Raw genomic sequence first — 24,367 nt, 5'->3', positions numbered from 1 at the left:
CATGAAACGTTATGAAGCGTTGGCCGAGACACTGGCCGCCGACATCCGCAACGGCACGCTGCCGCCCGGCACGCGCCTGCCCTCCATCCGCAAGACCGTGGCCCAGCATGGCGTGAGCCCGTCCACGGCCTTCCAGGCCTACTACCGGCTCGAGGAGCGCGGGCTGGTGCGGGCGCGCGAGCGATCCGGCTACTACGTGGCGGGCGCGGCCACCCGCGTGCTGCCGGCGCCCCGGGCGCACGCGCCGCAGAAGGTGTCGACCGAGGTCGATGTCTCCCGGCTGGTCTTCTCCGTGCTCGACGGCGCGCGCGAGCGCGATCTGGTGCAGTTCGGCTCCGCCTTTCCCTCGCCCGAGCTGTTCCCGTGGGAGCGGCTGGGCAAGGCGCTGGCGCGCGCCGGCCGCGAACTCGATCCGTGGAACAGCGTGGACGACCTGCCGCCGGGCAATGCCGCGCTGCGGCAGCAGATCGGCCTGCGCTACCTCGGCACCGGCGCGCCGCAGCCGGTGGACGACATCATCGTCACCAACGGCGCGCTCGACGCCCTGAACCTCTGCCTGATGGCCGTGACCGAGCCGGGCGATGTGGTGGCCATTGAATCGCCGGGGTTCTACGCCGCGCTCCAGGCGCTGGAGCGGCTCCGGCTCAAGGCGGTGGAAATTCCGGTCGATCCCGTCGATGGCCTCGATCTGGACGCACTGGAGGCCGCGCTCGGGCGCCATCGCATCAAGGCGTGCTGGTTCATGACCCAGTTCCAGAACCCGATGGGCGCCAGCATGGCCGAGGACCGCAAGCGCGCGCTGGTGGCCCTGCTCGCGCGCCACGGCGTGCCGCTGATCGAGGACGATGTCTATGGCGAGTTGTACTTCGGCAACCGCTGCCCGCTGCCGGCCAAGGCGTTCGACACCGAAGGGCTCGTGATGCACTGCAGTTCGTTCTCGAAGACGCTGGCGCCGGGTTTCCGCATCGGCTGGGTGGCGCCCGGGCGCTACGGCGAGGCCATCCGCCATCTGAAGCTGATGACTACGCTCTCCGCCGGCGTGCCCACGCAGCTGGCGTTGGCCGAATACCTGCGCCATGGCAGCTACGACAAGCATCTGCGCCGGCTGCGCCATGTGCTGGAAATGCAGCAGGGGCAGATGATCGACGCCATTGGCCGGTATTTCCCCGACGATGTACGCGTATCGCGGCCTGACGGCGGTTATTTCCTGTGGGTGGAGTTGGGCGAAGGCTTCGACGCGCTGGCGCTGCATCAGGCGGCCCGAGCGGCGGGTATCGGCATTGCGCCGGGGCCGGTGTTCTCGGCGCGGCAGGGCTTTCGCCATTGCATCCGGATCAACTACGGGCACGCCTGGAACGAGACGGCCGAGGCTGCGGTGAAGACACTGGGCACACTGGCGAAAGCCGGCCGATAGCCGACGAAGCCCGACGATTCAGGCGCGGCGACGCCAGGCCCAGTAGGCTTCCACCAGCCCGAAGCCGCCTTGCATAACGAGGGCCAGCACCGCCGCCGGCACGGCGCCGGCCAGCAGCAGCGTGGAATCGTTGAGCGCCAGACCGGTGGCGATCCGCTCGCCGTAGCCGCCGGCCCCGACGAAGGCGGCGATGGTCGCCGTGCCCACGCTGATGATGGCGGCCGTCTTCACACCGGCCAGGATGATCGGCATCGCCAGCGGCAACTCCACATAGCGCAGCACCTGCCCGGTCCGGAAGCCCAGCGCGCGCGCCGCATCCCGCATGCCCGGCGCGATTTGTTGCAATCCAGTACAGGTGTTTCTGACAATGGGCAGCAGCGCGTAGAGGAACAGCGCAACCATGGCCGGCCAGACGCCGATCTGGCCCAGCAGCGGGATCAGCATGGCCAGCAGGGCCAGCGAGGGAATCGTCTGCAAGACGCTCACCACGGCCAACACCGCCTGCCCKAGCCGGCGCCGGCGCGCCGCGACAATCCCGAGCGGCACGCCCAGCAGCGTGGCCGCCCCTACTGCGCCGCCGACGAGCGACAGATGCCGCACGGTCAGCCGCCAGGTATCGGCGCTCCAGAGCACCCCGCCGAGGCCATCGCGCCGGTCGCCCTTCTTTTCCCCCGTCGACGCGCCCCCCGCCCCGCCCACGAACCGCCGCGCGATGGCCCCGAAGGACTCGCCATCGATCTCGGCCGCCGCATTCATGTCGATCATGTCCGTCACGCTGATCCGGCCGGCCAGTCCCTGCAACGCCTGCCATGCGGCCGGATGCCGGCGCGGCGCGTCKAGCCGATAGACGATCACGGCTTCGTAAGGTGGAAAGACATGCCGGTCGTCCTCCAGCACGCGCAGGTGGAATTTGCGGATCTTGGCGTCGGTGGAATAGATGTCGGTGGCGTCGATCTGCCCCTCGGCCAGCGCCTCGTAGGCAATGCCATGGTCGATGCCGACCGGCCGCTGCGTCAGGCCATAGCGCTGCGCCAGCATCGGCCAGCCATCGGCCCGGCCCAGGAACTCGTGCGACAGGCCAAGCCGCAGCCGGGGCTGGCCGGCGAGGTCGGACAGCTTGCGCAGATTGCCCGCGCGGGCGTCGRCCACCGCAATCGCATAGGTATTCTCGAAGCCCAGCGGGATGCCCGCGCCAAGGCCCATCGGCGCCAGCGCCGCGTTGATCTGGGCCAGCGTGGCGCCCGGCGGCAGCTTCAGGATCTCGCCGGCCAGCGTGCCGGTGTAGTCGGGATAGAGGTCGATGCTGCCCGCCTTGAGCGCCTCGAAGACGATGGCGGTGTTGCCCAGGCCCGGCAGATGGCGCGCCTCGCTGTGCGCAGCGGCGGCAGTCTGGGTCAGGATTTCACCGAGGATGTACGACTCGGTGAAGCGCTTGGAGCCAACGCGCAGCGGCTCGGCCTGGGCAGGGCGGGCGCACAGCAGGGCCGCCATGAGCGCCATCCACGCCACGAGCAGCGGGAATGCGGTGGGAAAACGCTGGGTCGAGGCAGGCAAGCCGGGGCTCCGCGTGGGGATGTCCCGACATCATAACGGCAGTGGATCAGGAAGTTGGGCCAGCCTGGTTGGCGGATTGGCCGGGGGGTTGGTCGCCGGAGGGCTGGCGTGCAACATGCACGGCCAGCCAGATCGTCGGCTGGGCGGCGTCGGTCCAGGCCACGCGGTGGCGGCAATGGGCCGGCAGGTGCAGCCAGTCGCCGGCGCCCAGCGTGTGCGTGGCGCCGGCCTCGATCTCCACCGCGCCGCTGCCGCTGACCACGACCACCCATTCGTCCTCGGGGTTGTCGTACCAGAAGCCGGGCGGGCTGGCCTGCCCGTTGGAGACGATCCGCTCGATCCGCACATCTCCGGCACCCGGCCATTGGGTCAGCGCGGTAAACACCTCGCCCGGCGCGTTCGCCGGCACGTCTTGCAGCAGGTTGCCGTGGATCGGTGTCATCGCTGGTTTCCTCCGCCTGGCCTGCCGGGGCGTTACTCGGGTCCGCCCGGGGCGAGCACCTCGCGCGTGCCGTTGCGGCCCATCGGCGAGACAAGCCCCGCCGCTTCCATCTGCTCGATCAGCCGTGCGGCACGGTTGTAGCCGATGCGCAGCTGGCGCTGCACGGCGGAAATCGACGCCCGCCGCGAGTTGAGCACGAACGAGGCCGCGTCGTCGTACAGCGGGTCGGATTCGCCCTCGCCGCCGGTCTCGCCAAACAGGTCGGTGGCGCCTTCCGGCGTGTCGCCGGCCAGGATGGCTTCATCATAGTCAGGCTCGCCGAACTGCTTCCAGTGCTCCACCACCCGGTGCACCTCGTCGTCCGCCACGAACGCGCCATGCACGCGCTGCGGGTAGCCGGTGCCGGGCGGCAGGAACAGCATGTCGCCCTGCCCCAGCAGGCTTTCGGCGCCCATCTGGTCGAGAATGGTCCGCGAATCGATCTTCGACGACACCTGGAACGCCACGCGCGTCGGGATATTGGCCTTGATCAGGCCCGTGATGACGTCCACGGACGGCCGCTGCGTGGCCAGGATCAGATGGATACCGGCGGCGCGCGCCTTCTGCGCCAGTCGGGCGATCAGTTCCTCGATCTTCTTGCCGGCCACCATCATCAGGTCGGCCAGTTCGTCGATTACCACCACGATGAGCGGTAGCGTGGACAGCGGCTCGGGCGCGTCCGGCGTCAGCGAGAACGGGTTGCGCACCTTCTCGCCGGCCGCCTCGGCCGCGCGGATCTTCTGGTTGTAGCCGGCCAGATTGCGCACGCCGAGCGCGGACATCAGCCGATAACGCTTTTCCATCTCCCCCACGCACCAGTTCAGCGCGTGCGCGGCCTGCTTCATGTCCGTGACCACGGGCGCCAGCAGGTGCGGAATGCCCTCGTACACGGACAGTTCGAGCATCTTGGGGTCGATCATGATCAGGCGCACGTCTTCCGGCGTGGCCTTGTACAGCATCGACAGGATCATCGCGTTGACCGCGACGGACTTGCCCGAGCCGGTGGTACCGGCCACCAGCAGGTGCGGCGCGCGGGCGAGGTCGGTCACCACGGGGTTGCCGGTGATGTCCTTGCCCATCGCCAGCACCAGCCGCGAGGCATGCGCCTGGAACGCTGCGCCGGCCACGATCTCGGACAGCCGGATCATCTGGCGCTTGGCATTGGGCAGCTCCAGCCCCATGCAGGTCTTGCCGGGAATGGTTTCCACCACGCGGATCGACGTCACGCCGAGCGCGCGCGCGAGGTCCTTCATCAGCCCCACCACCTGTGCACCACGCACGCCCATGGCCGGATCCACCTCGAAGCGCGTGATGACCGGCCCGGCGCTGGCGCCGACCACCGACACCGGCACCTTGAACTCGGCCAGACGCTGGGCGATCAGTTCGCCCGTTTCGCGCAGATGTTCTTCGGACACTTCCTCGCCGTTCTCGACGGCCGCTTCGAGCAGACTGGCGCTCGGGAGGCGGTAATCCACGATACGGGGCGGCGGCGGGGTGACCGGGGCGGGGGTTGCTACAGGCGCAGCGGCCGGCGTCAGCGGCACGGTCCGTCCGACCACCGCAGGCAGCACGATGCGTGGCTTGGGCGCGGGCTGCACCAGCGTGTTGGCGTCGAACGCGGGGGGGACGTCGTCGCTGGTGTCGTCGCTTGCGTCGTCTTCCGATGCCTCGGCGACGGCCGGTGACGGCGTGGGCGCCTCGATGACGAAATCGGCGGATGCCACGGCGTCCGCCACGGAGAACGTGGGTTCGGGTTCCGGCTCTGGCTCGGGTTGGGGTTCAGCGATGGGCTCCGGTGCGGCTTCCGGCTCGGCAAGCACTGCCGCCACGGGCTCTTCCACCGCTTCTGGCTCGGCAACGGGCGTTTCTGCCACTGTTTCTGCCACTGCATGGGGCGCCGCTTCCTGCCCTGCCCGGCCCGCCAGCGCGCGCAGTTCGGCCAGCAACTCCAAGGCCTCCTGGCGGATCGCGGCCATCGTCACGGGTGCGTCGGGTGTCGCGGGGACGGCGGCAGGCGCGGGGGTATCCACGGTATCCACTGTGGCGAGATCGTCGATCCCGTTCACGATCGCTTCCGCGCGTGCCACGACTTCTGGCTCCATCGGCATCGTCGCCGTGACGGCGGGCGGCTCCATGACGGCCACGTCGGACGGGGCCGCCGCCACCGCCGCCGCTACCGTCGCAGCCTGTGCGGTTTCCGGCAACGTGGTGATGGCCGAGCGCAGGCCGAGCGCAGGATTGCGGAATGGGCTGCTCACCACGGTCGCGCGCGGCGCGGCGGGCTTTTGTGGCGCAGGGGTGGGAGCGGGGTTGGGTACACCGGCCCGGGCCGGCGACACCGGCGCCGGCTTCGCGGCTGGCGGCGGCATCACGGGCGCCGGTTTGGCGGGCGCGGCCTTCACAGCGCCGGGCGAATCGGCGTGATGCAGCCAGATCTCGCCCGGTTGCGGCGGCGACTGGCGCGTGCGCGGGGGCGGCTGCCATGCGGGCTGCTTGCGTGCGGAGACGGCTTCGATCTGCTTGGTGCGCGGGGGCGTGGGGCTCCAGCCGGCGGCGCTATGGGTAGGCAGGGACGTGGTTTCCCAACGGTCCAGCCCCTCGCGGCCAGCGGCCATCGACGGCGACGCTGCCGCGCCAGCGAATGCGCCGGCATCGGACCGGGACTCGGGTCGTGCGGCGGGACGTGCCGGCTGACGCGGCGCATCTTCCTGCGCGCGCGGCTTGCGCAGCAGGAACAGGCTGCGCCACGTTTCGCCAAAGACCATCGGTGCGGCCAGCCCCAGCACGGCCAGCATCATCAGCAKCGCGCCGGTCCAGCCCAGCAGGTTCGACGCCAGCCCCGCCAGCGCGTGCCCCACGGCGCCGCCGGCGCCCTCGCCTTCGGCCGCCGTCAGGGACTCCAGCGTGGCGCTGGCGCCCAGCACCAGCAGCGTACCCAGCCACACCCGCAGCGAGCCACGACCAAACGGCCGGCGGTCGCCGGCGAGCGCGCGCGTTGCTGTGCGCCATGCCAGCGGCAACAGCCAGAAGGTCGACAATCCGAACCAGCCCAGACCCATGATGAATATGAAAACGTCAAAACTACGGGCAGCGATTGTAGCGGGTCTGAGCGCCCCGGATGGCGCCAATCCCGGCCAATTGCCAAAAATCAGAGGATTCTCTGACTCTGCATGACCAGCGACGACGCGGGAGTACCATCGCCGCAACGTTCTTCTCTCCTCCCCCTCTCCGTATGACCTCGCCGATTTCCACGCTGCGCATTCTTCTGGTGGAAGACCACGCATTCCAGCGCGCGGTGGCCGCCGACATGCTGCGCGCACTCGGCGCGACGCAGATCGTGGAAGCCGACGATGGCGCGACCGCGTTGGACCGGCTCACCGCGCAATCGTTCGACGTGGTGTTCTGCGACATMGCGATGCCCCGGCTCAACGGCCCGGGCCTGATGGCCGAGCTGGCGCGGCGCGGGGATCGGGCTTTCGCGGCCACGGCACCGGCCTGGGTCTGGATGACCGCGCAGGATGCCGACATCCTCGATTCGCACCAGCGTCTGGCCGAAGCGCTCGGCCTGCGTGCGGTACACGCGCTGCGCAAACCGCTGGAGCAGGCCGAGTTGGCTGGCATCCTGGCCGAGGCGGCCCGGGGCGATGGCGCGCGGCCGGACGCGGCGACGCCCGACGATGCCACCCTGCTCGCCGCCGTGCCCGATGGCCTCCACATCGTGCTCCAGCCGCAGTTCGCCCTCGCCACGGGCCGGCTGGCGGGGGCCGAGGCGCTGTGCCGCTGGCGCCATCCCACGCTGGGCAACGTGCCGCCGGACCGTTTCATCGCCCGGCTGGAAATGCTCGACGCCGCCGACCCCATCCTCTTTATGGCGATTGATGCCTGCCTGGCCATGCATTGGCGCCTGCGCGCAGCCGGGCTGGAGATCGTGCTGGGCGTCAACGCCTCGGCGCGCACGCTTTGCCGGCCGGAGACGCTGCCGAGGCTGGACGCGATGGTCGCCGCCGCCGGCCTGCCCCGCCGGCAACTGGTGATCGAACTGACCGAGGAATTCCCGGTGCCGGACACCGTGGCGCTGTCCGTGGCGCTCAACCAGTTGCGGCTGCTGGGCTATGGCGTGGCGATCGACGACTTCGGCATGGGCATYGCCACGTTGAAATTACTCGCGGATCTGCCATTCACGCAGATCAAGCTGGATCGCTCGTTCGTCAAACATGTGGATGGGGACGACCAGCGTACGGCGATCTGCCGGCACGTGATTGCGCTGGCGCGCGACCTGGGGCGCGAATGCGTGGCGGAAGGCGTGGAAACGGTGTCGCAGCGCGCGGCGCTGGCGTCGCTTGGCTGCGATCTGGGACAGGGCTATCTGTGGTCGGCCCCGCTGGCGCCGGACGATTTCCTCGCCGCGGCGCCGGCATGGGCCGGCCTTACGGCGCCGCCCGGAACGGATATTTCGCGAAAATCTGAGTGACGACGGCGTCCAGCGCCGGCTGGCTGTCCTGCGGATCCACGCGGCTCGCATCGCCCTGCGCCACGCCCTCCCAGACCAACTGGTTCTTCCGGGCATCGACCAGATCGATATTGAGCGTGCCTTCTGTATACACGTAGGTGTCGTTGTAGAAGCCGTAGCCCGGCCACGGCCCGTACATGCCGCCGCGATAGGCGTAGTAACCCATGTAGCCGGGCGGCGGCATCGGCGCCGGGTCGCTGACCACCTTCTGGCGCAGCCGCGCGTTGAAGTTGACGAGCAGGTCCGGCGACTGCTGGGTATACCGATAGCCGCGCGCCGTCATTTCGCGCTGGACCGCCGTCTTCAGATATTGYGTGGTCAGGCTCTCGTAGCCCTGTCGGTCGGTGCCGGGCCGGGCGACGAAGCCAAAGGTGCGATAGGCGGAGAAGTCCGCCGTGCGGTTGTAGTCGGTGCGGATATCTGGGCCGGTGGCGCAGCCGGCGAGTGCGGCAAGCGCCGCAGCGCCGAATACGCCCCGGGCGCGGCTCACGATCTGGGTCGGGAGATGGGTGCGCATGATGTCAGTTCCACTTGCCGTCGACGCCGCCCACGCTGAGGCGGCCCGCGCCCAGCAGCGCCACGGCGATGGCGCTGGCCAGGAACATCCCCTGCAACTCCAGCTCCCAGCCGCCGTTCTTGTTGATCATATTGAGCTGGCCCGCATGCACCAGCGCCAGCGCGAAGATCATGTTGATGGCCACGATCAGCGCCGCCGGCCGCGTCCATAGGCCGATGATCAGCAGGATGGGCGCCACCACCTCGCCGATATAGACCCCGTAGGCCACATAGGAAGGCAGCCCGGCCTGGGTCACCGTCTGGATGACGAAGCCGGGTCCCGCCATCAGCTTGGCAATGCCGTGGAGCAGGATCAACACGCCCAACACGATCCGGATAACGGCCTTGCCCAGGTCCTGCGAACCTTGCGTGCGACTCATTGCTGCGCCTCCTTGCCCTTGGTTTGGAAACGGGGGTACGGCCCCCGCCCTCCGGGGCGCCGCACAAGTACCTTAGTGTGTACCGGCGTGAAGGTAAAGGCGCAATGCGCGGATGGCTGGGTCAGGGCTGGGGCTCGTCCTTCGGGGGCGAAAGCATGGTCGAAGACGGGGCCAACGGCGGAGGCGCCGCGAAAGGCGGCGCCGCGTGCATCGGCATGACGCCCGTCGTCATCATGCCCACCCGGCGGGCGGTCTCGGGCAGTACCTCGGCCAGGAAATCGAGGAAGCGGCGCAGCGGCGGCGTCACGCCTTTGCGTGACGGAAACACCGCATGGAGGACGCCCATCGGCAAATCCCACTGGGGCAGGACGACTTCCATGTCGCCGCGCGCGATCTCGTCGCGGCAATACATGCCCGGCAGCATGGCCACGCCCACGCCGGCCAGCACGGCCTCGCGCAGCAGCGCGAATTCGTCGCAGACGAGCTTGGGGTCGTACTGGATATGGACGGATTCGCCGGCTTTGTCGAACAGCGTCCAGATGAACTTGCCATCGTGCGGCCGCTGGCCGACGCCGGGCATGCCTTCCAGCGCCTGCGGGGTGCGCGGGCGGCCGATGCTGTCCAGCAGCGCCGGGCTGGCCACCATCCGCAATTCGCCCTTGCCGAAGGTACGCACGGCGAGGCTGGAGTCCTCGAGCACGTCGCGCACGCGCAGGGCCAGGTCGTAGCCCTCGCCGATCACGTCTACGCGCCGGTTGGTGGCGTCGATTTCCAGCTTGATGCCGGGGTTGGCGCGCATGAAGCCGCCGATCCACGGGGCGAGCAGGATCTGGGCGATGGCCACCGGGCAGCTGATGCGCAGCGATCCTCCCGGCTGCTCGCGGGCATGTTCGATCACTTCCCGCGCGGCTTCGGCGGCCTGGAGCATGTCCCGGCAGCGGGCGTAGTACTGCTCGCCGAGTGGCGTTACGCGCACCTGACGTGTAGTCCGGCGCAGCAACTGGACGCCCAGGTCGCGCTCCAGCTGGGCAATGCGGCGGGAAAGCCGCGACTTCGGCACGCCGCTGGCGCGGCTCGCGGCCGAGAAGCTGCCGTGTTGTACCACCTGGGCGAACAGCGACAGGTCATTGAGGTCTTGCATCCGGGTCTCCGGTGAGGCGATGGCGGCGATTGGGGGCGTTGAGGACGCAGGTCGTTGCGAAGGTAGAACAATTATTTGCATTTTGCCTCACTACCGGCACCAATGCCCAGCCGCTATCTTTCATTCCATCCAACCGAACCCTAGTGGAGAAAGACATGAACATCCTGCAGATCGATTCCAGCGTCCTTGGTGACAACTCCGTTTCGCGCTCGCTGACCGCCAGCGTGGTGGCCGACCTGGTCGCCAAGAACCCCGGCGCCAAGGTGACCGTGCGTGACCTGGACCAGGACGCCCCGGCCCACCTGACCGGCAACCTGCTGCCCGTGCTGGGCGGCCCGAAGGATGGCCTGAACGCCGTGCAGCAAGCCGAACTGGATCGCACCGAAGCCTGGCTGGCCGAACTGCTGGCTGCCGACGTCGTCGTGATTGGCGCACCGCAATACAACTTTGGCATCCCGAGCCAGCTCAAGGCGTGGATCGACCGCGTGGCACAAGCTGGCCGCACCTTCCGCTACACCGAAGCCGGCCCGGAAGGCCTGCTCAAGGGCAAGCGCGCCATCGTGGTGTCGTCCCGTGGTGGCGTACGCCAGAACGCCGACGCGCTGGATCTGCATGAAATCACCGTCGATACGGTCCTGCGCTTCCTGGGCATCGCCGACATCTCGATCGTGCGCGCCCACGGCCTGGCCATGGGCCCGGACAGCCGCGAAGCTGGCCTGAGCGCCGCCCGCACGGCCATCGCCGCGCTGAACGACGCCACCCGCGCCGCTGCCTGATCTGCTGCCAGAACTGCTTTCCGCTCCTCCGTGGTAACGGTGCCGCCTCCCTTGGCACCGGTTTTTCCTCCAGGCCGCGCCCTTCCGGGCGCGGCCCTTTTTTTGCGTCCGGGCCTTGCGGCGGTGCGTCACGCGTGCCGCCGGGTGTAGGCATCGGCCTACGGCCCGCCTCACCTTCCCCCGGCTCGCTCCGCCGGGCGAACGGGTCTATCATGGGTCGGATTCGGGTCGATTCCCATCGGCCTGCCATCGCGTCGCATTCGAGTCGTCCCTGGGAGCCTGCATGACCTCTGCACTGTTGCCTGCCGCCGCCAATCATCCGCCGCACGAGCCCGCCCTGCTCGGCCAGTACCGGCACGTGCGCGCCGCCACGGAAGCCATGGTGGCGGATATTTCCGACGCCGATTCAACCGTGCAATCCATGGACGACGCCAGTCCTGCCAAATGGCATCTGGCCCATACGACGTGGTTTTTCGAGGAATTCGTGCTGGCCGCGCGCATCCCCGACTACGAGCCGGTGGATCCGCAGTACCGCTACCTGTTCAACTCCTATTACGAGGCAGTCGGCGCGCGGCATCCGCGTCCGCGCCGGGGGCTGCTGACGCGGCCGTCGCTGGACGAGATCCTGGCCTATCGGGAAGCCGTGGACGAATCCATGCTCTCGCTGCTCACCGATGCCCAGACCGACGCGGAAGCCGCGCTGGTCACGCTCGGCCTCAATCACGAGCAACAGCATCAGGAACTGCTGCTGACCGACATCCTGCATCTGTTCGCCCAGAATCCGCTGCGTCCGGCATATGCGCCCGCGCTGACCGCGCCGGTCATCGCCGATCCGCGCCCGGCGCCGGAGTGGCTGAAGTTCTCGGGCGGCGTGGTGGCCATCGGCCATGCCGGCGATGACTTCGCGTTCGATTGCGAAACCCCGCGCCATAACGTGCTGCTGCAGCCGTATGCGCTGTCCTCGCATCCGGTCAGCAACCATCAATGGTTCGAATTCATCGAGGACGGCGGCTACCAGACGGCCGGGCTGTGGCTTTCCGATGGCTGGCGCTGGGTCTGCGACAACGCCATCCAGGCGCCGCTGTACTGGGAAGAGCGCGACGGCACGTGGTGGCAGATGACGCTGCGCGGCATGCAGCCGGTGGATGCGGACAGCCCAGTCACGCACGTGAGCTTCTTCGAGGCCGACGCCTTCGCGCGCTGGGCCGAGCGCCGGCTGCCGACCGAGGCCGAATGGGAGCACGCGGCGCGCAACCTATCGGCGACCGGCAATTTCGTGGAAGGCCGCACGCTGCGGCCGCTGCCGGATCGGCAGAACACCTCGGGAGCCTTGCGCCAGATGTTCGGCGATGTCTGGGAATGGACGGCCAGCGCCTTCCTGCCCTATCCCGGCTTCCGCCCGAGCGCGGGCGCGGTAGGCGAGTACAACGGCAAATTCATGAGCAGCCAGATGGTGCTGCGCGGCGGCTCATGCGTGACGCCGGAATCCCATATCCGGGCCAGCTATCGCAACTTCTTCTATCCGCACCAGCGCTGGCAGTTCACGGGCGTCCGGCTTGCGGACGATGTGTGATCCGCTGATTGGCTGACTAACTCACCGACCGACCGCATGCCCTGCCAGCCCGACTTTCGGTGGTGGGGCAAAATTCTGGCGGTTAATTGAAAAATTTAAGATTCGAAGAGGCCGATCGATGTTCTGGTCAGCCCTCCTTCAGCCGACGCCAGAGCGTGGTGGCACTGATCCCAAGCTGGGCGCAGGCGGCCGTCCGATTGCCGCCGCATTCGGCCAGCACCCGGCGGATGTGCTCCGCCTGGCTCGCCTTGGCCACGCCGGCCAGCGAGCGGCTCTCTTCCGATGGCGCGGTCAGCATCGCCATCTCCATCTCCATCGGCACCCTTGGCGCCCCCTCGCCGTTCTCCGAAGAAAACAGCTCCGGCACAGCCGCCTGCAGCTCGCGCTGCAACGCCGCCGGCTGGAGTTCGGCGCCTGCCACCAGCACGGCAATCCGCTCCGTCACGTTCTCCAGCTCACGGATATTGCCTGGCCAGGCATAGCGGGTCAGGCGCTCCCGCACCGTCGCGGGCAGTCGCTGCGGGGCCTTGGTGCCGAGCCGCTCCTGCGCGCGCCGGTATAGCAGTTCGGCGAGATCGGGCAGATCGGCCACGCGCTCGCGCAGCGGCGGCATTTCAATGCGCAGGATGTTGAGCCGGTAGTAGAGATCCTGGCGGAAGGTGCCCTCACGCACCCGCGCGGCGAGGTCCCGGTGCGTGGCGGCAATCACGCGCACATTGATCGGCACGGCCTCGATGCCGCCAATCGGCAGCACCTGTTTTTCCTGGAGCACGCGCAGCAGCCGGGTTTGCAGCGCTGGCGGCATGTCGCCCACCTCGTCGAGAAACAACGTGCCGTTGTGGGCCGATTCGAACAAGCCCGCCTTGCCCCCGCGCCGGGCGCCGGTGAACGCGCCTTCCTCGTAGCCGAACAGTTCGGATTCGAGCAGCGACTCGGGAAACGCCGCGCAATTCACGGCGATKAACGGGAAAGCGCGGCGCGGACTGGCGTCGTGCATGCCCTGCGCCAGCACTTCCTTGCCGGTGCCGCTCTCGCCGCCAACCAGCACCGTGGAATCGACCAGCGCGTAGCGCCGCGCCAGCGCGCGCAGGTCGCTCATCGCCGGGGAGGCGCCGGCCAGGTCGTCCAGGCTGTAGCGCACCCCGGCCGGGCGGGCGCGGGCGCGCGAGCGCAGGTTGCGGTCGGCGCGATGGATGGCGTTGGCGTCCTGAATGGTCAGCACCGCGCCCGTGGTGCCGGCTTCCCCGACGATGGGAATGCGGTTGACCACCACCATGCGGTCGCCCAGCCGGTGGATGGCCTCCAGCTCGCGGGTGCCGCTTTCCATCACGGCGTCGAGCGCGAGGCCCGGCGCCAGCGTGGACAGCTTGCGCCCTACGGCCACGCCGGTMGGGGTGCCGAGGAACCGTTCCATGGCCGGATTGAACGCCTGCACGCGGCCTTCAGTGTCCACGGCGGCCACGCCTTCGTTCAGGTGGGCCAGGATCGTATTCACGTAGTCGCGCCGGGTGGATTCGATGCGCCGCAGCCGCGCCGCCTCGATCGCATCCTCCAGCGCCAGCCGCACCGCATTGCCCGAATATAGGAAAACGCCCATCAAGCCGTATTTGTCGGCCAGGTCGGTCACCATGCCCGGCCCCACCACCACGCGGATGCCCTCTTCCTTGAGCGCCCGCACACGTGCCGTGGCGTCATCCTCGGTCAGATAGGTGTAGCGGGGGATGTCGAGCGAGAACGCGCGCACGAATTCGTCGACTTCGGCGTAGGTCGAGGCATGGGTGACCAGCGCCACCTTCGGCGAAATCCGACGCGCCGTGGCCAGCGCGCTCATCACGTCGAAGCCGGTCACCTTGACCAGCACCACGGGCACATCCACATGCTGGCGCAGATAGGCACCGTTGGAGCCGCCCGCCACCACCACATCGACGCKACCCTCCCGCACCTCGCGGTTGATGGCGCTGGCGGCGGCCTCGAAGGCCCGCCCGACGATGCGGAACTCCGCACGGGCCGCGTAGGCCGGGATCAATTCTGCGAAGGCGCGCGAGAGACGGCTGATGCCCATCGCCCAGATGCGGGGACGGCCGCCGGCCGGCATGGCGGGCGCGTGGAGGGGCGCGGAGGAAGGCAGGAGACTCATGATGGGAACGGCCGTGTAGACGGTTGCATTGTGCGCCGGATGGTTCGATCTTTCAATCCTGAACGACTTGCATTTCATATTTGAAATGTGAATGTGACGAAAGCGCCTATGTCGGACCTCACGCGATGGTTGAGATTACCGGCATAGATAGTTGTTTATTAACGATATCTATCTATCTGAACGGCCATCCAGCGAAGCCAGCCACCACATGGCACACCCCTTGCGCTCTATCTGGCCGCTCTCAATGCCATTCCAGAACACTCCAAGCACACGCCCATGACCTTTTCCGCCTCCGAACTCGCCCGCTCCGCCGGCGCCCGCTTCCGCCAGGCCCTGGCCGACGAAAGCCCGCTGCAGATTCCCGGCACCATCAACGCCAACCACGCGCTGCTGGCCAAGCGCGCGGGCTATCGCGCCATCTACCTGTCCGGTGGCGGCGTGGCCGCGGGCTCGCTCGGCCTGCCCGACCTGGGCATTTCCAACCTGGATGACGTACTGACCGACATCCGCCGCATCACCGACGTCTGCGACACCCCGCTGCTGGTGGACGTAGATACCGGCTTCGGCGCTTCCGCCTTCAACGTGGCCCGCACCACGCGCTCGCTGATCAAGTTCGGCGCCGCCGCGATGCACATCGAGGACCAGGTTGGCGCCAAGCGCTGCGGCCACCGTCCGGGCAAGGAAATCGTCACCCAGGGCGAAATGGTCGATCGCATCAAGGCCGCCGTCGACGCCCGCACGGACGAGAACTTCGTCATCATGGCCCGCACCGACGCGCTGGCCGTGGAAGGCCTCGACAAGGCCATCGAACGTGCCGTGGCCTGCGCGGAAGCCGGCGCCGACGCCATCTTCCCCGAAGCCATGACCGACCTCGACATGTACCGCCGTTTCGTCGATGCCGTGCGCGTGCCGGTGCTGGCCAACCTGACCGAGTTCGGCGCCACCCCGTATTTCACGCTCGACGATCTGCGCAGCGTGGGCGTGGCGATGTCGCTCTACMCGCTCTCCGCCTTCCGCGCCATGAACAAGGCCGCCGAGAACGTGTACGAGGCCATCCGCCGCGACGGCACCCAGAAGAACGTCGTCAGCACCATGCAGACCCGCGCCGAACTGTACGAGCGCATCGGCTACCATGATTACGAGCAGAAGCTCGACGCGCTGTTCGCGCAGGGCAAGGCCAAGTAAGCCAGCCCGCCCGACACCATCCGCCTCGATCTACAACGATCTGCACCCATCAGTACCCATCAGCACCCAGACCAACAAGGAGACCCACAATGTCCGAAGCTCAACCGCTCGCCACGCCCAAGCCCAAGAAGTCCGTCGCCCTGTCCGGCGTGACCGCGGGGAATACCGCGCTTTGCACCGTGGGCCGCAGCGGCAATGACCTGCACTATCGCGGCTACGACATCCTGGACATCGCCGATACCTGCGAATTCGAGGAAATCGCCCACCTGCTGGTGCACGGCAAGCTGCCGACCAAGGCCGAACTGGCCGCCTACAAGGCCAAGCTGAAGTCCCTGCGCGGCCTGCCCGCCAACGTCAAGGCGGCGCTGGAATGGGTCCCGGCCAGCGCCCACCCGATGGATGTGATGCGCACGGGCGTGTCGGTCCTCGGCAACGTGCTGCCCGAGAAGGACGACCACAACACGCCGGGCGCGCGTGATATCGCCGACCAGCTGATGGCCAGCCTCGGCTCGATGCTGCTGTACTGGTACCACTACAGCCACAACGGCCGCCGCATCGAGGTGGAAACGGACGATGACTCCATCGGCGCCCACTTCCTGCACCTGCTGCACGGCAAGGCGCCGTCCAAGCTGTGGGAACGCGCGATGCAAACGTCGCTGATCCTCTACGCGGAGCACGAGTTCAACGCCTCCACCTTCACCGCGCGCGTGATCGCCGGTACGGGTTCGGACATGCATTCGTCGATCTGTGGCGCCATCGGCGCGCTGCGCGGCCCGAAGCATGGCGGCGCCAATGAAGTGGCGTTCGAGATCCAGAAGCGCTACGACACCCCGGACGAAGCCGAGGCCGACGTGCGCCGCCGCGTGGAGAACAAGGAAGTCGTGATCGGCTTCGGCCACCCGGTGTACACCACGGGCGACCCGCGCAACCAGGTGATCAAGGAAGTGGCGCGCAAGCTGTCGAAGGACGCCGGCTCGACCAAGATGTTCAGCATCGCCGAGCGCCTGGAAACGGTGATGTGGGATGCCAAGAAGATGTTCCCGAACCTCGACTGGTTCAGCGCCGTGAGCTACCACATGATGGGCGTGCCGACGGCGATGTTCACGCCGCTGTTCGTCATCGCCCGCACCTCGGGCTGGGCCGCGCACATCATCGAGCAGCGGATCGACAACAAGATCATCCGCCCGAGCGCCAACTACACGGGGCCCGAGAACCTCAAGTTCGTGCCGATCGAGAAGCGCTGACCGGTGCAGCGCGGGGCCCCCTGCCCCGCGCCGCCCGCCACGGACGCTCCATAACCACCCCACGCCATGAACACTGCCTACCGCAAGCCGCTGCCCGGCACCAAACTGGACTACTTCGACGCGCGCGCCGCCGTGGAAGCCATCCACCCGGGCGCCTATGACAAGCTGCCCTACACCTCGCGCGTGCTGGCCGAGAATCTCGTGCGCCGCTGCGACCCGTCCACGCTGACCGCCTCGCTGCAACAACTGATCGAGCGCAAGCGCGAACTGGACTTCCCGTGGTTCCCCGCACGCGTGGTCTGCCACGACATCCTGGGCCAGACCGCGCTGGTGGACCTGGCCGGCCTGCGCGATGCCATTGCCGACCAGGGCGGCGACCCCGCGCTGGTCAACCCGGTGGTGCCGGTGCAACTGATCGTCGATCACTCGCTCGCCGTGGAATGCGGCGGCTTCGATCCCGATGCGTTCACCAAGAACCGCGCCATCGAAGACCGACGCAACGAAGACCGTTTCGATTTCATCAACTGGACCAAGAAGGCGTTCCGCAACGTGGACGTCATCCCGCCGGGCAACGGGATCATGCACCAGATCAATCTGGAGCGGATGTCGCCGGTGATCCACGCCGAGCAAGGCCTGGCMTACCCCKATACCGTGGTGGGCACGGACAGCCACACGCCGCACGTGGACGCGCTGGGCGTGATCGCCATCGGCGTGGGCGGCCTGGAGGCCGAGAACGTGATGCTGGGCCGCGCCTCGTGGATGCGCCTGCCTGACATCGTCGGTGTGGAGCTGTCTGGCAAGCGCCAGCCCGGCATTACCGCCACCGACATCGTGCTGGCCCTGACCGAGTTCCTGCGCAAGGAAAAGGTGGTCGGTGCCTATCTGGAATTCCGTGGCGAAGGTGCCTCCAGCCTCACATTGGGCGACCGCGCGACCATCTCGAACATGGCCCCCGAATACGGCGCCACGGCCGCGATGTTCTATATCGATGAGCAGACGCTGGCCTACCTGCGCCTGACCGGCCGGGAAGACGCGCAAGTCGCGCTGGTGGAAACCTACGCGAAGACGGCCGGCCTGTGGGCCGACTCGCTGGCCAACGCCGAGTACGAGCGCACGCTGCATTTCGACCTGTCCACCGTGGTCCGCAACATGGCCGGCCCGTCGAACCCGCACAAGCGGCTGCCGACGTCCGACCTGGCCGCGCGCGGCATCGCCGGCCAGTGGGATGACGTGCCGGGCCAGATGCCCGACGGTGCCGTCATCATCGCCGCCATTACGAGCTGCACCAACACCAGCAACCCGCGCAACGTGATTGCAGCGGCACTTCTGGCCCGCAATGCCAACGCGCGCGGGCTGACGCGCAAGCCGTGGGTCAAGTCGTCGCTGGCGCCGGGCTCCAAGGCGGTCGAGTTGTATCTMGAGGAAGCCAAGCTGCTGCCCGATCTCGAAAAGCTCGGCTTCGGCATCGTCGCGTTCGCCTGCACCACCTGCAACGGCATGTCCGGCGCGCTCGATCCGGTGATCCAGAAGGAAATCGTCGACCGCGACCTGTACGCCACGGCGGTGCTGTCCGGCAACCGCAACTTCGACGGCCGCATCCACCCGTACGCCAAGCAGGCGTTCCTGGCCTCGCCGCCGCTGGTGGTGGCCTACGCCATCGCTGGCACGATCCGCTTCGACATCGAGCGCGATGCGCTGGGCAAGGACGCCGACGGCAAGCCGATCTACTTGAAGGACATCTGGCCGAGCGACKAGGAAATCGACKAGATCGTCGCCAAGAGCGTGAAGCCGGAGCAGTTCCGCAAGGTCTACGAGCCGATGTTCGCCATTTCGGTGGACCAGGGCGAGGCCGTGAGCCCGCTCTACGACTGGCGCGCCCAGAGCACCTACATCCGCCGTCCGCCGTACTGGGAAGGCGCGCTGGCCGGCGAGCGCACGCTGCGCGGCATGCGGCCGCTGGCAGTGCTGGGGGACAACATCACGACGGACCACCTGTCGCCATCGAACGCCATCATGCTGAACAGCGCGGCTGGCGAGTACCTGGCGAAGATGGGCCTGCCCGAGGAAGACTTCAACTCGTACGCCACGCACCGGGGCGACCACCTGACCGCCCAGCGCGCCACCTTCGCCAACCCGACGCTGATCAACGAGATGGCCGTGGTCGATGGCGCGATCAAGAAGGGCTCGCTGACGCGGATCGAGCCGGAAGGCAAGGTCGTGCGGATGTGGGAAGCCATCGAKACCTATATGGAGCGCAAGCAGCCGCTGATCGTGGTGGCCGGGGCCGACTATGGCCAGGGCTCGTCGCGTGACTGGGCGGCCAAGGGCGTGCGGCTGGCCGGCGTGGAAGCCATCGTGGCCGAGGGCTTCGAGCGCATCCACCGTACCAACCTGATTGGCATGGGCGTGCTGCCGGTGGAGTTCAAGCCGGGGGTGAACCGCACCACGCTGGGCCTGGACGGCACCGAGACGTACGACATCGTCGGCGCCCGCAAGCCGCGCGCCGAACTGACGCTGGTCATCCATCGCAAGAACGGCGAGCGCGTGGACGTGCCGGTGCAGTGCCGGCTGGACACCGCCGAGGAAGTGTCGATCTACGAGGCCGGCGGCGTGCTGCAACGGTTCGCGCAGGACTTCCTGGAATCGGCGCGTGCCGCGGCTTGATGGGAATTCACCGGAAACTGGACGAAGCATGACTCACGTAGCGCAAGTCAAGATTCCCGCCACCTACATGCGTGGCGGCACCAGCAAGGGCGTCTTCTTCCGCCTGCAGGACCTGCCCGAGGCCGCGCGCGTGCCCGGCGCGGCGCGCGACAAGCTGCTGATGCGCGTCATCGGCAGCCCGGACCCGTACGGCAAGCAGATCGACGGCATGGGTGCGGCCACGTCGAGCACCAGCAAGACGGTCATCATCAGCGCCAGCACGCGGCCGGACCACGACGTGGACTACCTGTTCGGCCAGGTGTCGATCGACCAGCCGTTCGTCGACTGGAGCGGCAACTGCGGCAACCTCTCCGCCGCCGTGGGGCCGTTCGCCATCAGCAACGGCTTCATCGATGCCGCGCGCATCCCGCGCAGCGGCAGCGGCGTGGTCACCGTGCGGATCTGGCAGGCCAATATCGGCAAGACCATCGTCGCGCACGTGCCGGTGACGGATGGCGCGGTGCAGGAGACCGGCGACTTCGAACTGGACGGGGTGACCTTCCCCGCCGCCGAGGTGCAGTTGGAGTTCATGGACCCCGCCGAGGAAGGCGAGGATGGCGGCGGCGCGATGTTCCCGACCGGCAACCTCGTCGATGACCTGGAGGTGCCCGGCGTGGGCACGCTCAAGGCGACGATGATCAACGCCGGCATTCCGACGATCTTCGTCAATGCCGACGCCATCGGCTACACCGGCACCGAGCTGCAGGACGCCATCAACGGCGATCCGAAGGCGCTGGCGATGTTCGAGACCATCCGGGCCTACGGCGCAAAGCGCATGGGGCTGATCCGCGACATCGACGAGGCCGCACGGCGCCAGCACACGCCGAAGGTGGCGTTCGTGGCGCGGCCGGCCACGTACACGGCGTCCAGCGGCAAGGCCGTCAACGCTGGCGACGTGGACCTGCTGGTGCGCGCGCTGTCGATGGGCAAGCTGCACCACGCCATGATGGGCACGGCGGCGGTGGCTATCGGCACGGCGGCGGCGGTGCCGGGCACGCTGGTCAACCTCGCAGCCGGCGGCGGCGAGCGCGAGGCGGTGCGCTTCGGGCACCCGTCCGGCACGCTGCGGGTGGGCGCGCAGGCCAGCCAGGCCGATGGCCAGTGGACCGTCACCAAGGCCATCATGAGCCGCAGCGCACGCGTGCTGATGGAAGGCTGGGTGCGCGTGCCGGGCGACGCGTTCTGACCGTTTCGCCCGACTCGTCTCCCAACTCGCAATACCTCTAAAAAGCGGCATCCTTCCCCCGGGGAGGATGCCGCTTTGTCTTATGGGGCATACGTTTGCGGGCGATGACGGTTGTCGACGCAACCGCCGCCGGTGGGTATAGTGCTCGCTCCGTCCGACGCCGGACGGAGTCCATGAATCGAAGACACGGGGCGGCGCTTCCACAAGACGCCCGAACCTGCCGACATGAGGAGCATCATGCAACGTACCTGCCTGAAATCGCTTGCCAAGCCGATGGCGACACCCATCGCCGCGCTGCTGCTGTCCGCCGGGCTGATGTCCGGCCTGGCCCACGCGCAACTGGCTCCGGCCCCGGGCGCTGACCCGGCCACCACCACTACCGCCCCTGCCGAGGCGCGCAAGGCCAACGTGGTCATCATCGGCACGGGCGGCACCATCGCCGGCGCAGGCGCATCGGCCACCAACACAGCGGCCTACCAGTCGGCCGTGGTGCCGGTGGACAAGATCATCGCCTCGGTGCCCGAGATTTCGAAGGTCGCCAACGTCAAGGGCGAGCAGGTCTTCCAGATCGGCTCGGAGAGCTTCAACAACGAGCGCCTGCTGAAGTTGGGCAAGCGCGTGTCCGAACTCCTGAAGCAGCCGGACGTGGACGGCATCGTCATCACGCACGGCACGGACACGATCGAGGAAACGTCGTACTTCCTGAACCTCACGCTCAAGAGCGACAAGCCCGTGGTAGTGGTCGGCTCGATGCGCCCGGGCACGGCGCTGGGCGCAGACGGCGCGCTGAACCTGTATGACGCGGTGCTGGTGGCCTCCCGGCCCGAGTCGCGCGGCAAGGGCACGCTGGTGGTGCTGAACGACGAGATCCACACCGGCCGCGACGTGACCAAGACCAACACGTTCAAGACCGAGACTTTCCGCTCGCCGTTCGGCCCGCTCGGCTACGTGGTGGAAGGCCGCACGCTGTACTACCGCACGCTGGCGCGCCCGCACACCACGCAGACCGAGTTCGATATCGACAAGATCGACAAGCTGCCCGAAGTCGCTGTGGTCTACGCCTACGGCAACGTGAACCCGGCCAGCATCGACGCGGCAGTGAAGAATGGCGCCAAGGCCATCGTCTATGCCGCCACCGGCAACGGCAGCGTGGGCGACTACATGGTGGAGCCGCTCAAGGCGGCCCGCGCCAAGGGCGTGCAGATCGTGCGCGCCTCCCGCACGGGCAGCGGCGTGGTGGTGCGCAACGCCGAGCAGCCGGACGACAAGTACGACTGGATCGTCACCGACGACCAACTCCCGCAAAAGGCTCGCATCCTGATGGCGCTGGCGCTAACCAAGACCAACGACCCGAAGGCGCTGCAGCAGATGTTCTGGAAGTATTGAGCGGTTGCGTCCCCTCTTCCGCCTGCGGTGGAGGGGACGGCTATCAAACTACCTCGTCATAGGCCGTCAGTTTCCAGGTCACGGGCAGTTCCACATAGCGGACGCCGAGAACATCATCGAGCCAGTCAAAGATGCGGTGCCTGGTGAGGACTAGCGGGGGCATCGGCTTGCCTTTGCGGAAGACCTGCGTAGCCTCCCATCGGTGGCTGAATCCGGTGGCGCACCATTTCCCGGATTCAGGGCACGGCTCGCCCGTGGCGGCAAGGGTCCCCAGCGCCGCCCTGGGCGGTGGTGGAATGGGCAGGCCCGTGGCGGGGTCAAGGTTCTTGGCCTTGCACAGGCGGTGGATGAACTCGTCGGACGGCTTCGGCGGCGGCTCGGCGGCTTCCTGTTCCTTTTGCCATTGGAAGGTACCGTCCCAGGGCGGGAGTTTGGCCGGGGGCAGGGGGACGATGTTGTCGATGTCGGGGAGCTTGGGGTTTTGGCCGTCGTAGCGGTCCAGGAATTTGCCGATTTGCTCATAGCGGCGGGAGCGCTCGGGATCGTGCGGCAGGGCGAGATAGTGCATATCCTCGGCTGGAACCCCTTTGAATCCCTGTTCGAGGGCAAGAACAGACAGTACATTTCCGGCTGCCACGCCCTTTTGATACGCACTCAGCGCATCCGAGTATTTCTCAGCGGTGCTCAAATGTATTCCCAACGTATGTGCTGCCGCGCCGTGCCCCTGGCCTGCAGCACATTGACGCATGTTCCGCGCGATCTCCGGGGCTTTGTCCAACGGCGCGAGCAACTCCGCCACATATGCCTGGGCATTCGCGCTACCAAGATCGGCCGCCTTGCGAAAGTACCGCAGCGCCATTTCTCTGTCCTGCTTGAGTCCATAGCCCAGGTTCAAGTAATAGCCAATATCGTAGTACCCCGAGGGTACGCCTGCATCGATTAACTGTGCGGCGAGGTCGATACTTTCCTTTTGTGCGAAAGGTGATGACGCGAGACCGTGTGATACCAACTGCTGTAAGTTATTGTTGGCTTTATAGTGCCCGTGGGCAGCCGCGATCCGATAGTAGCGAGCCACTTCGTCGTACTCTTTCGGGCCCTTTGATTTCTCAAGGAAGCGGGCGTACCGAAAAAGCTTGTCGGCCTCCGCGTCGAGTACTGGAAGATGGTCGGCCTCGATAACGCATTCAAAGGCGAGATTGGTTCGGACGCTAGATAAATCTGCAACGGTTTGCATGGGATTCTCCTTTGGGCATGCCATCAAGACCGACGTCATAGTTACTAAGAATAAGGATCGCATTTGTCAATCCAGATAGGTCCGCTTAGGATCTTCTCGGTAGAATTCGATCAAGGACGCTATGGGAGCCATTTTCATCACCGCCCTTTCCTTGTTCTTCTTTATTATATCTCCCCACCATTTAAACGCCTGCCTCACATCCGCCTGCGCCCCCTTCCCACCCGTATGTATCTCCCACAACCGCTTCCGCAACGGCCCGGTCACCCCCGTATGTTCATGGCAGATATTCAATTCACTATCCGCCGCCATGCTGCGGGTATTGATATTCGCCGAGCCCAGCGTCATGAACACGTCGTCGATAATCATCAGCTTTGAATGCACGTACACGTGCTCCCATTTTTGCCGGGTGGAGAATCCGGTGCGACCAGCGTGCAGACGTGGACCTTCAGGCCGGGGATTTCGGTCGGCGCGATGGCCTCCTGGGGCGCTTTCATCTGGTCGACCAGTTCCGCCTGCTTTTCTCGCGCCTGCCTCAGGTTCTCGACKGCTTCCGCCAGCTTCTTCACGGTGATCGCTGCGTCCACATACGGGCGCATTCCCTCGGCGCCCTGTATGGCTCCACGGGCTTGCTTCTCCGCCGCGACCGCCTCGTCATATTCCTTTTGCAAGGCCTCGCGCCGCTTGTCCTGCCGTTCGAGTTTCGCCACACCGGGGATGGTGTCGGCGCGGCCCAGGGCCTCCAGCATCCGGTAGGTGTTGACCGTGCCGGGGCCGATGCCCTCGTCGCTCGCATTGGTGACGACAAACAGGTGGATGGGGCCATGCTCGCCCGGGTCGCGGCCCCAGGCTATCTGCTTTGCGGCGGCCGCCTTGATTTGCTCGGCCAATGGCGGAAAGCGGAAATACTG

18 protein-coding genes and 1 pseudogene are annotated in these 24,367 nt (G+C 67.2%); 9 read left to right on the top strand and 10 right to left on the bottom strand.

Annotated elements, in window-relative coordinates; translation table 11 throughout:
• The first annotated feature begins 1 nt into the window (after position 1).
• Positions 2-1,414, top strand: a complete 1,413-nt coding sequence (locus AC1EJR_RS22710; RefSeq protein ID WP_092297780.1) for an aminotransferase-like domain-containing protein — start codon at positions 2-4, stop codon at positions 1,412-1,414.
• Positions 1,415-1,432: 18 nt separating this feature from the next.
• Here the strand turns inward: AC1EJR_RS22710 and AC1EJR_RS22705 are convergent, their stop codons facing one another.
• From AC1EJR_RS22705 to AC1EJR_RS22695, 3 genes are all read right to left on the bottom strand, one after another.
• Positions 1,433-2,914, bottom strand: a complete 1,482-nt coding sequence (locus AC1EJR_RS22705; RefSeq protein WP_477147602.1) for an ABC transporter permease/substrate-binding protein — start codon at positions 2,912-2,914, stop codon at positions 1,433-1,435.
• A gap of 100 nt (positions 2,915-3,014) precedes the next feature.
• Positions 3,015-3,410: a cupin domain-containing protein gene (locus AC1EJR_RS22700; protein WP_092297777.1), complete on the bottom strand. Its 396-nt coding sequence runs from the start codon at positions 3,408-3,410 to the stop codon at positions 3,015-3,017.
• 32 nt (positions 3,411-3,442) lie between these two features.
• A complete protein-coding gene (locus AC1EJR_RS22695; RefSeq protein WP_477147585.1) occupies positions 3,443-6,508 on the bottom strand; it encodes an FtsK/SpoIIIE family DNA translocase in 3,066 nt (1,021 codons plus the stop codon).
• A gap of 173 nt (positions 6,509-6,681) precedes the next feature.
• Between AC1EJR_RS22695 and AC1EJR_RS22690 the strand changes: the two genes are divergently transcribed.
• The gene (locus AC1EJR_RS22690) at positions 6,682-7,920 is read left to right on the top strand and encodes an EAL domain-containing response regulator (RefSeq protein ID WP_477113745.1); all 1,239 of its coding nucleotides are present in this window, start codon (positions 6,682-6,684) and stop codon (positions 7,918-7,920) included.
• Here AC1EJR_RS22690 and AC1EJR_RS22685 read toward each other — a convergent pair.
• The 3 genes from AC1EJR_RS22685 to AC1EJR_RS22675 form a co-directional block, all read right to left on the bottom strand.
• Positions 7,877-8,476 carry a DUF4136 domain-containing protein gene (locus AC1EJR_RS22685; RefSeq protein ID WP_441590842.1) on the bottom strand — a complete coding sequence of 200 codons (600 nt, stop codon included), beginning with the start codon at positions 8,474-8,476 and terminating at the stop codon, positions 7,877-7,879. The genes AC1EJR_RS22690 and AC1EJR_RS22685 overlap by 44 nt on opposite strands.
• A 4-nt stretch (positions 8,477-8,480) precedes the next feature.
• A complete protein-coding gene (locus AC1EJR_RS22680) occupies positions 8,481-8,894 on the bottom strand; it encodes a DoxX family protein (RefSeq protein WP_092297765.1) in 414 nt (137 codons plus the stop codon).
• 121 nt (positions 8,895-9,015) lie between these two features.
• On the bottom strand, positions 9,016-10,035 hold the full coding sequence (locus AC1EJR_RS22675) for a LysR substrate-binding domain-containing protein (protein WP_092297762.1): 1,020 nt from the start codon (positions 10,033-10,035) through the stop codon (positions 9,016-9,018).
• 155 nt (positions 10,036-10,190) lie between these two features.
• Here AC1EJR_RS22675 and AC1EJR_RS22670 point away from each other — a divergent pair, with 155 nt between their 5' ends.
• Both AC1EJR_RS22670 and egtB read left to right on the top strand, forming a co-directional pair.
• Entirely contained in the window at positions 10,191-10,811 is a 621-nt protein-coding gene (locus AC1EJR_RS22670; protein ID WP_092297759.1) for an FMN-dependent NADH-azoreductase, read from the top strand.
• Positions 10,812-11,094: 283 nt separating this feature from the next.
• Complete coding sequence (gene egtB / locus AC1EJR_RS22665) at positions 11,095-12,384, top strand: ergothioneine biosynthesis protein EgtB (RefSeq protein WP_092297757.1); 1,290 nt, start codon at positions 11,095-11,097, stop codon at positions 12,382-12,384.
• A gap of 127 nt (positions 12,385-12,511) precedes the next feature.
• Here the strand turns inward: egtB and prpR are convergent, their stop codons facing one another.
• Positions 12,512-14,446, bottom strand: a complete 1,935-nt coding sequence (gene prpR / locus AC1EJR_RS22660) for a propionate catabolism operon regulatory protein PrpR (RefSeq protein WP_477147601.1) — start codon at positions 14,444-14,446, stop codon at positions 12,512-12,514.
• 351 nt (positions 14,447-14,797) lie between these two features.
• Between prpR and prpB the strand changes: the two genes are divergently transcribed.
• From prpB to AC1EJR_RS22635, 5 genes are all read left to right on the top strand, one after another.
• Positions 14,798-15,706, top strand: coding sequence for a methylisocitrate lyase (gene prpB / locus AC1EJR_RS22655; RefSeq protein ID WP_477147584.1), 909 nt, complete (start codon positions 14,798-14,800; stop codon positions 15,704-15,706).
• An 89-nt stretch (positions 15,707-15,795) separates the two neighbouring features.
• Positions 15,796-16,950, top strand: a complete 1,155-nt coding sequence (gene prpC / locus AC1EJR_RS22650; protein WP_092297748.1) for a bifunctional 2-methylcitrate synthase/citrate synthase — start codon at positions 15,796-15,798, stop codon at positions 16,948-16,950.
• A 66-nt stretch (positions 16,951-17,016) separates the two neighbouring features.
• Positions 17,017-19,614, top strand: coding sequence for a Fe/S-dependent 2-methylisocitrate dehydratase AcnD (gene acnD / locus AC1EJR_RS22645; protein WP_477147583.1), 2,598 nt, complete (start codon positions 17,017-17,019; stop codon positions 19,612-19,614).
• 28 nt (positions 19,615-19,642) lie between these two features.
• The gene (gene prpF / locus AC1EJR_RS22640; RefSeq protein WP_477113743.1) at positions 19,643-20,839 is read left to right on the top strand and encodes a 2-methylaconitate cis-trans isomerase PrpF; all 1,197 of its coding nucleotides are present in this window, start codon (positions 19,643-19,645) and stop codon (positions 20,837-20,839) included.
• 237 nt (positions 20,840-21,076) lie between these two features.
• Positions 21,077-22,225 carry an asparaginase gene (locus AC1EJR_RS22635; RefSeq protein ID WP_255370909.1) on the top strand — a complete coding sequence of 383 codons (1,149 nt, stop codon included), beginning with the start codon at positions 21,077-21,079 and terminating at the stop codon, positions 22,223-22,225.
• A 43-nt stretch (positions 22,226-22,268) separates the two neighbouring features.
• On the opposite strand, the gene AC1EJR_RS22630 is transcribed toward AC1EJR_RS22635, so the two are convergent.
• The 3 genes and pseudogenes from AC1EJR_RS22630 to AC1EJR_RS22620 all read right to left on the bottom strand — a co-directional run.
• Positions 22,269-23,522 carry an SEL1-like repeat protein gene (locus AC1EJR_RS22630; RefSeq protein ID WP_454757109.1) on the bottom strand — a complete coding sequence of 418 codons (1,254 nt, stop codon included), beginning with the start codon at positions 23,520-23,522 and terminating at the stop codon, positions 22,269-22,271.
• Between the two features lie 3 nt (positions 23,523-23,525).
• A complete protein-coding gene (locus AC1EJR_RS22625; protein WP_477113741.1) occupies positions 23,526-23,825 on the bottom strand; it encodes a hypothetical protein in 300 nt (99 codons plus the stop codon).
• Positions 23,825-24,367 (bottom strand): annotated as a pseudogene (locus tag AC1EJR_RS22620) (phospholipase D-like domain-containing protein); the annotation flags it as partial. The gene AC1EJR_RS22625 and the pseudogene AC1EJR_RS22620, both read right to left, overlap by 1 nt.

The sequence above is a fragment of the Cupriavidus sp. 05T42 genome (assembly GCF_056396345.1).
This window is presented reverse-complemented; position numbering and strand designations above follow the sequence as displayed.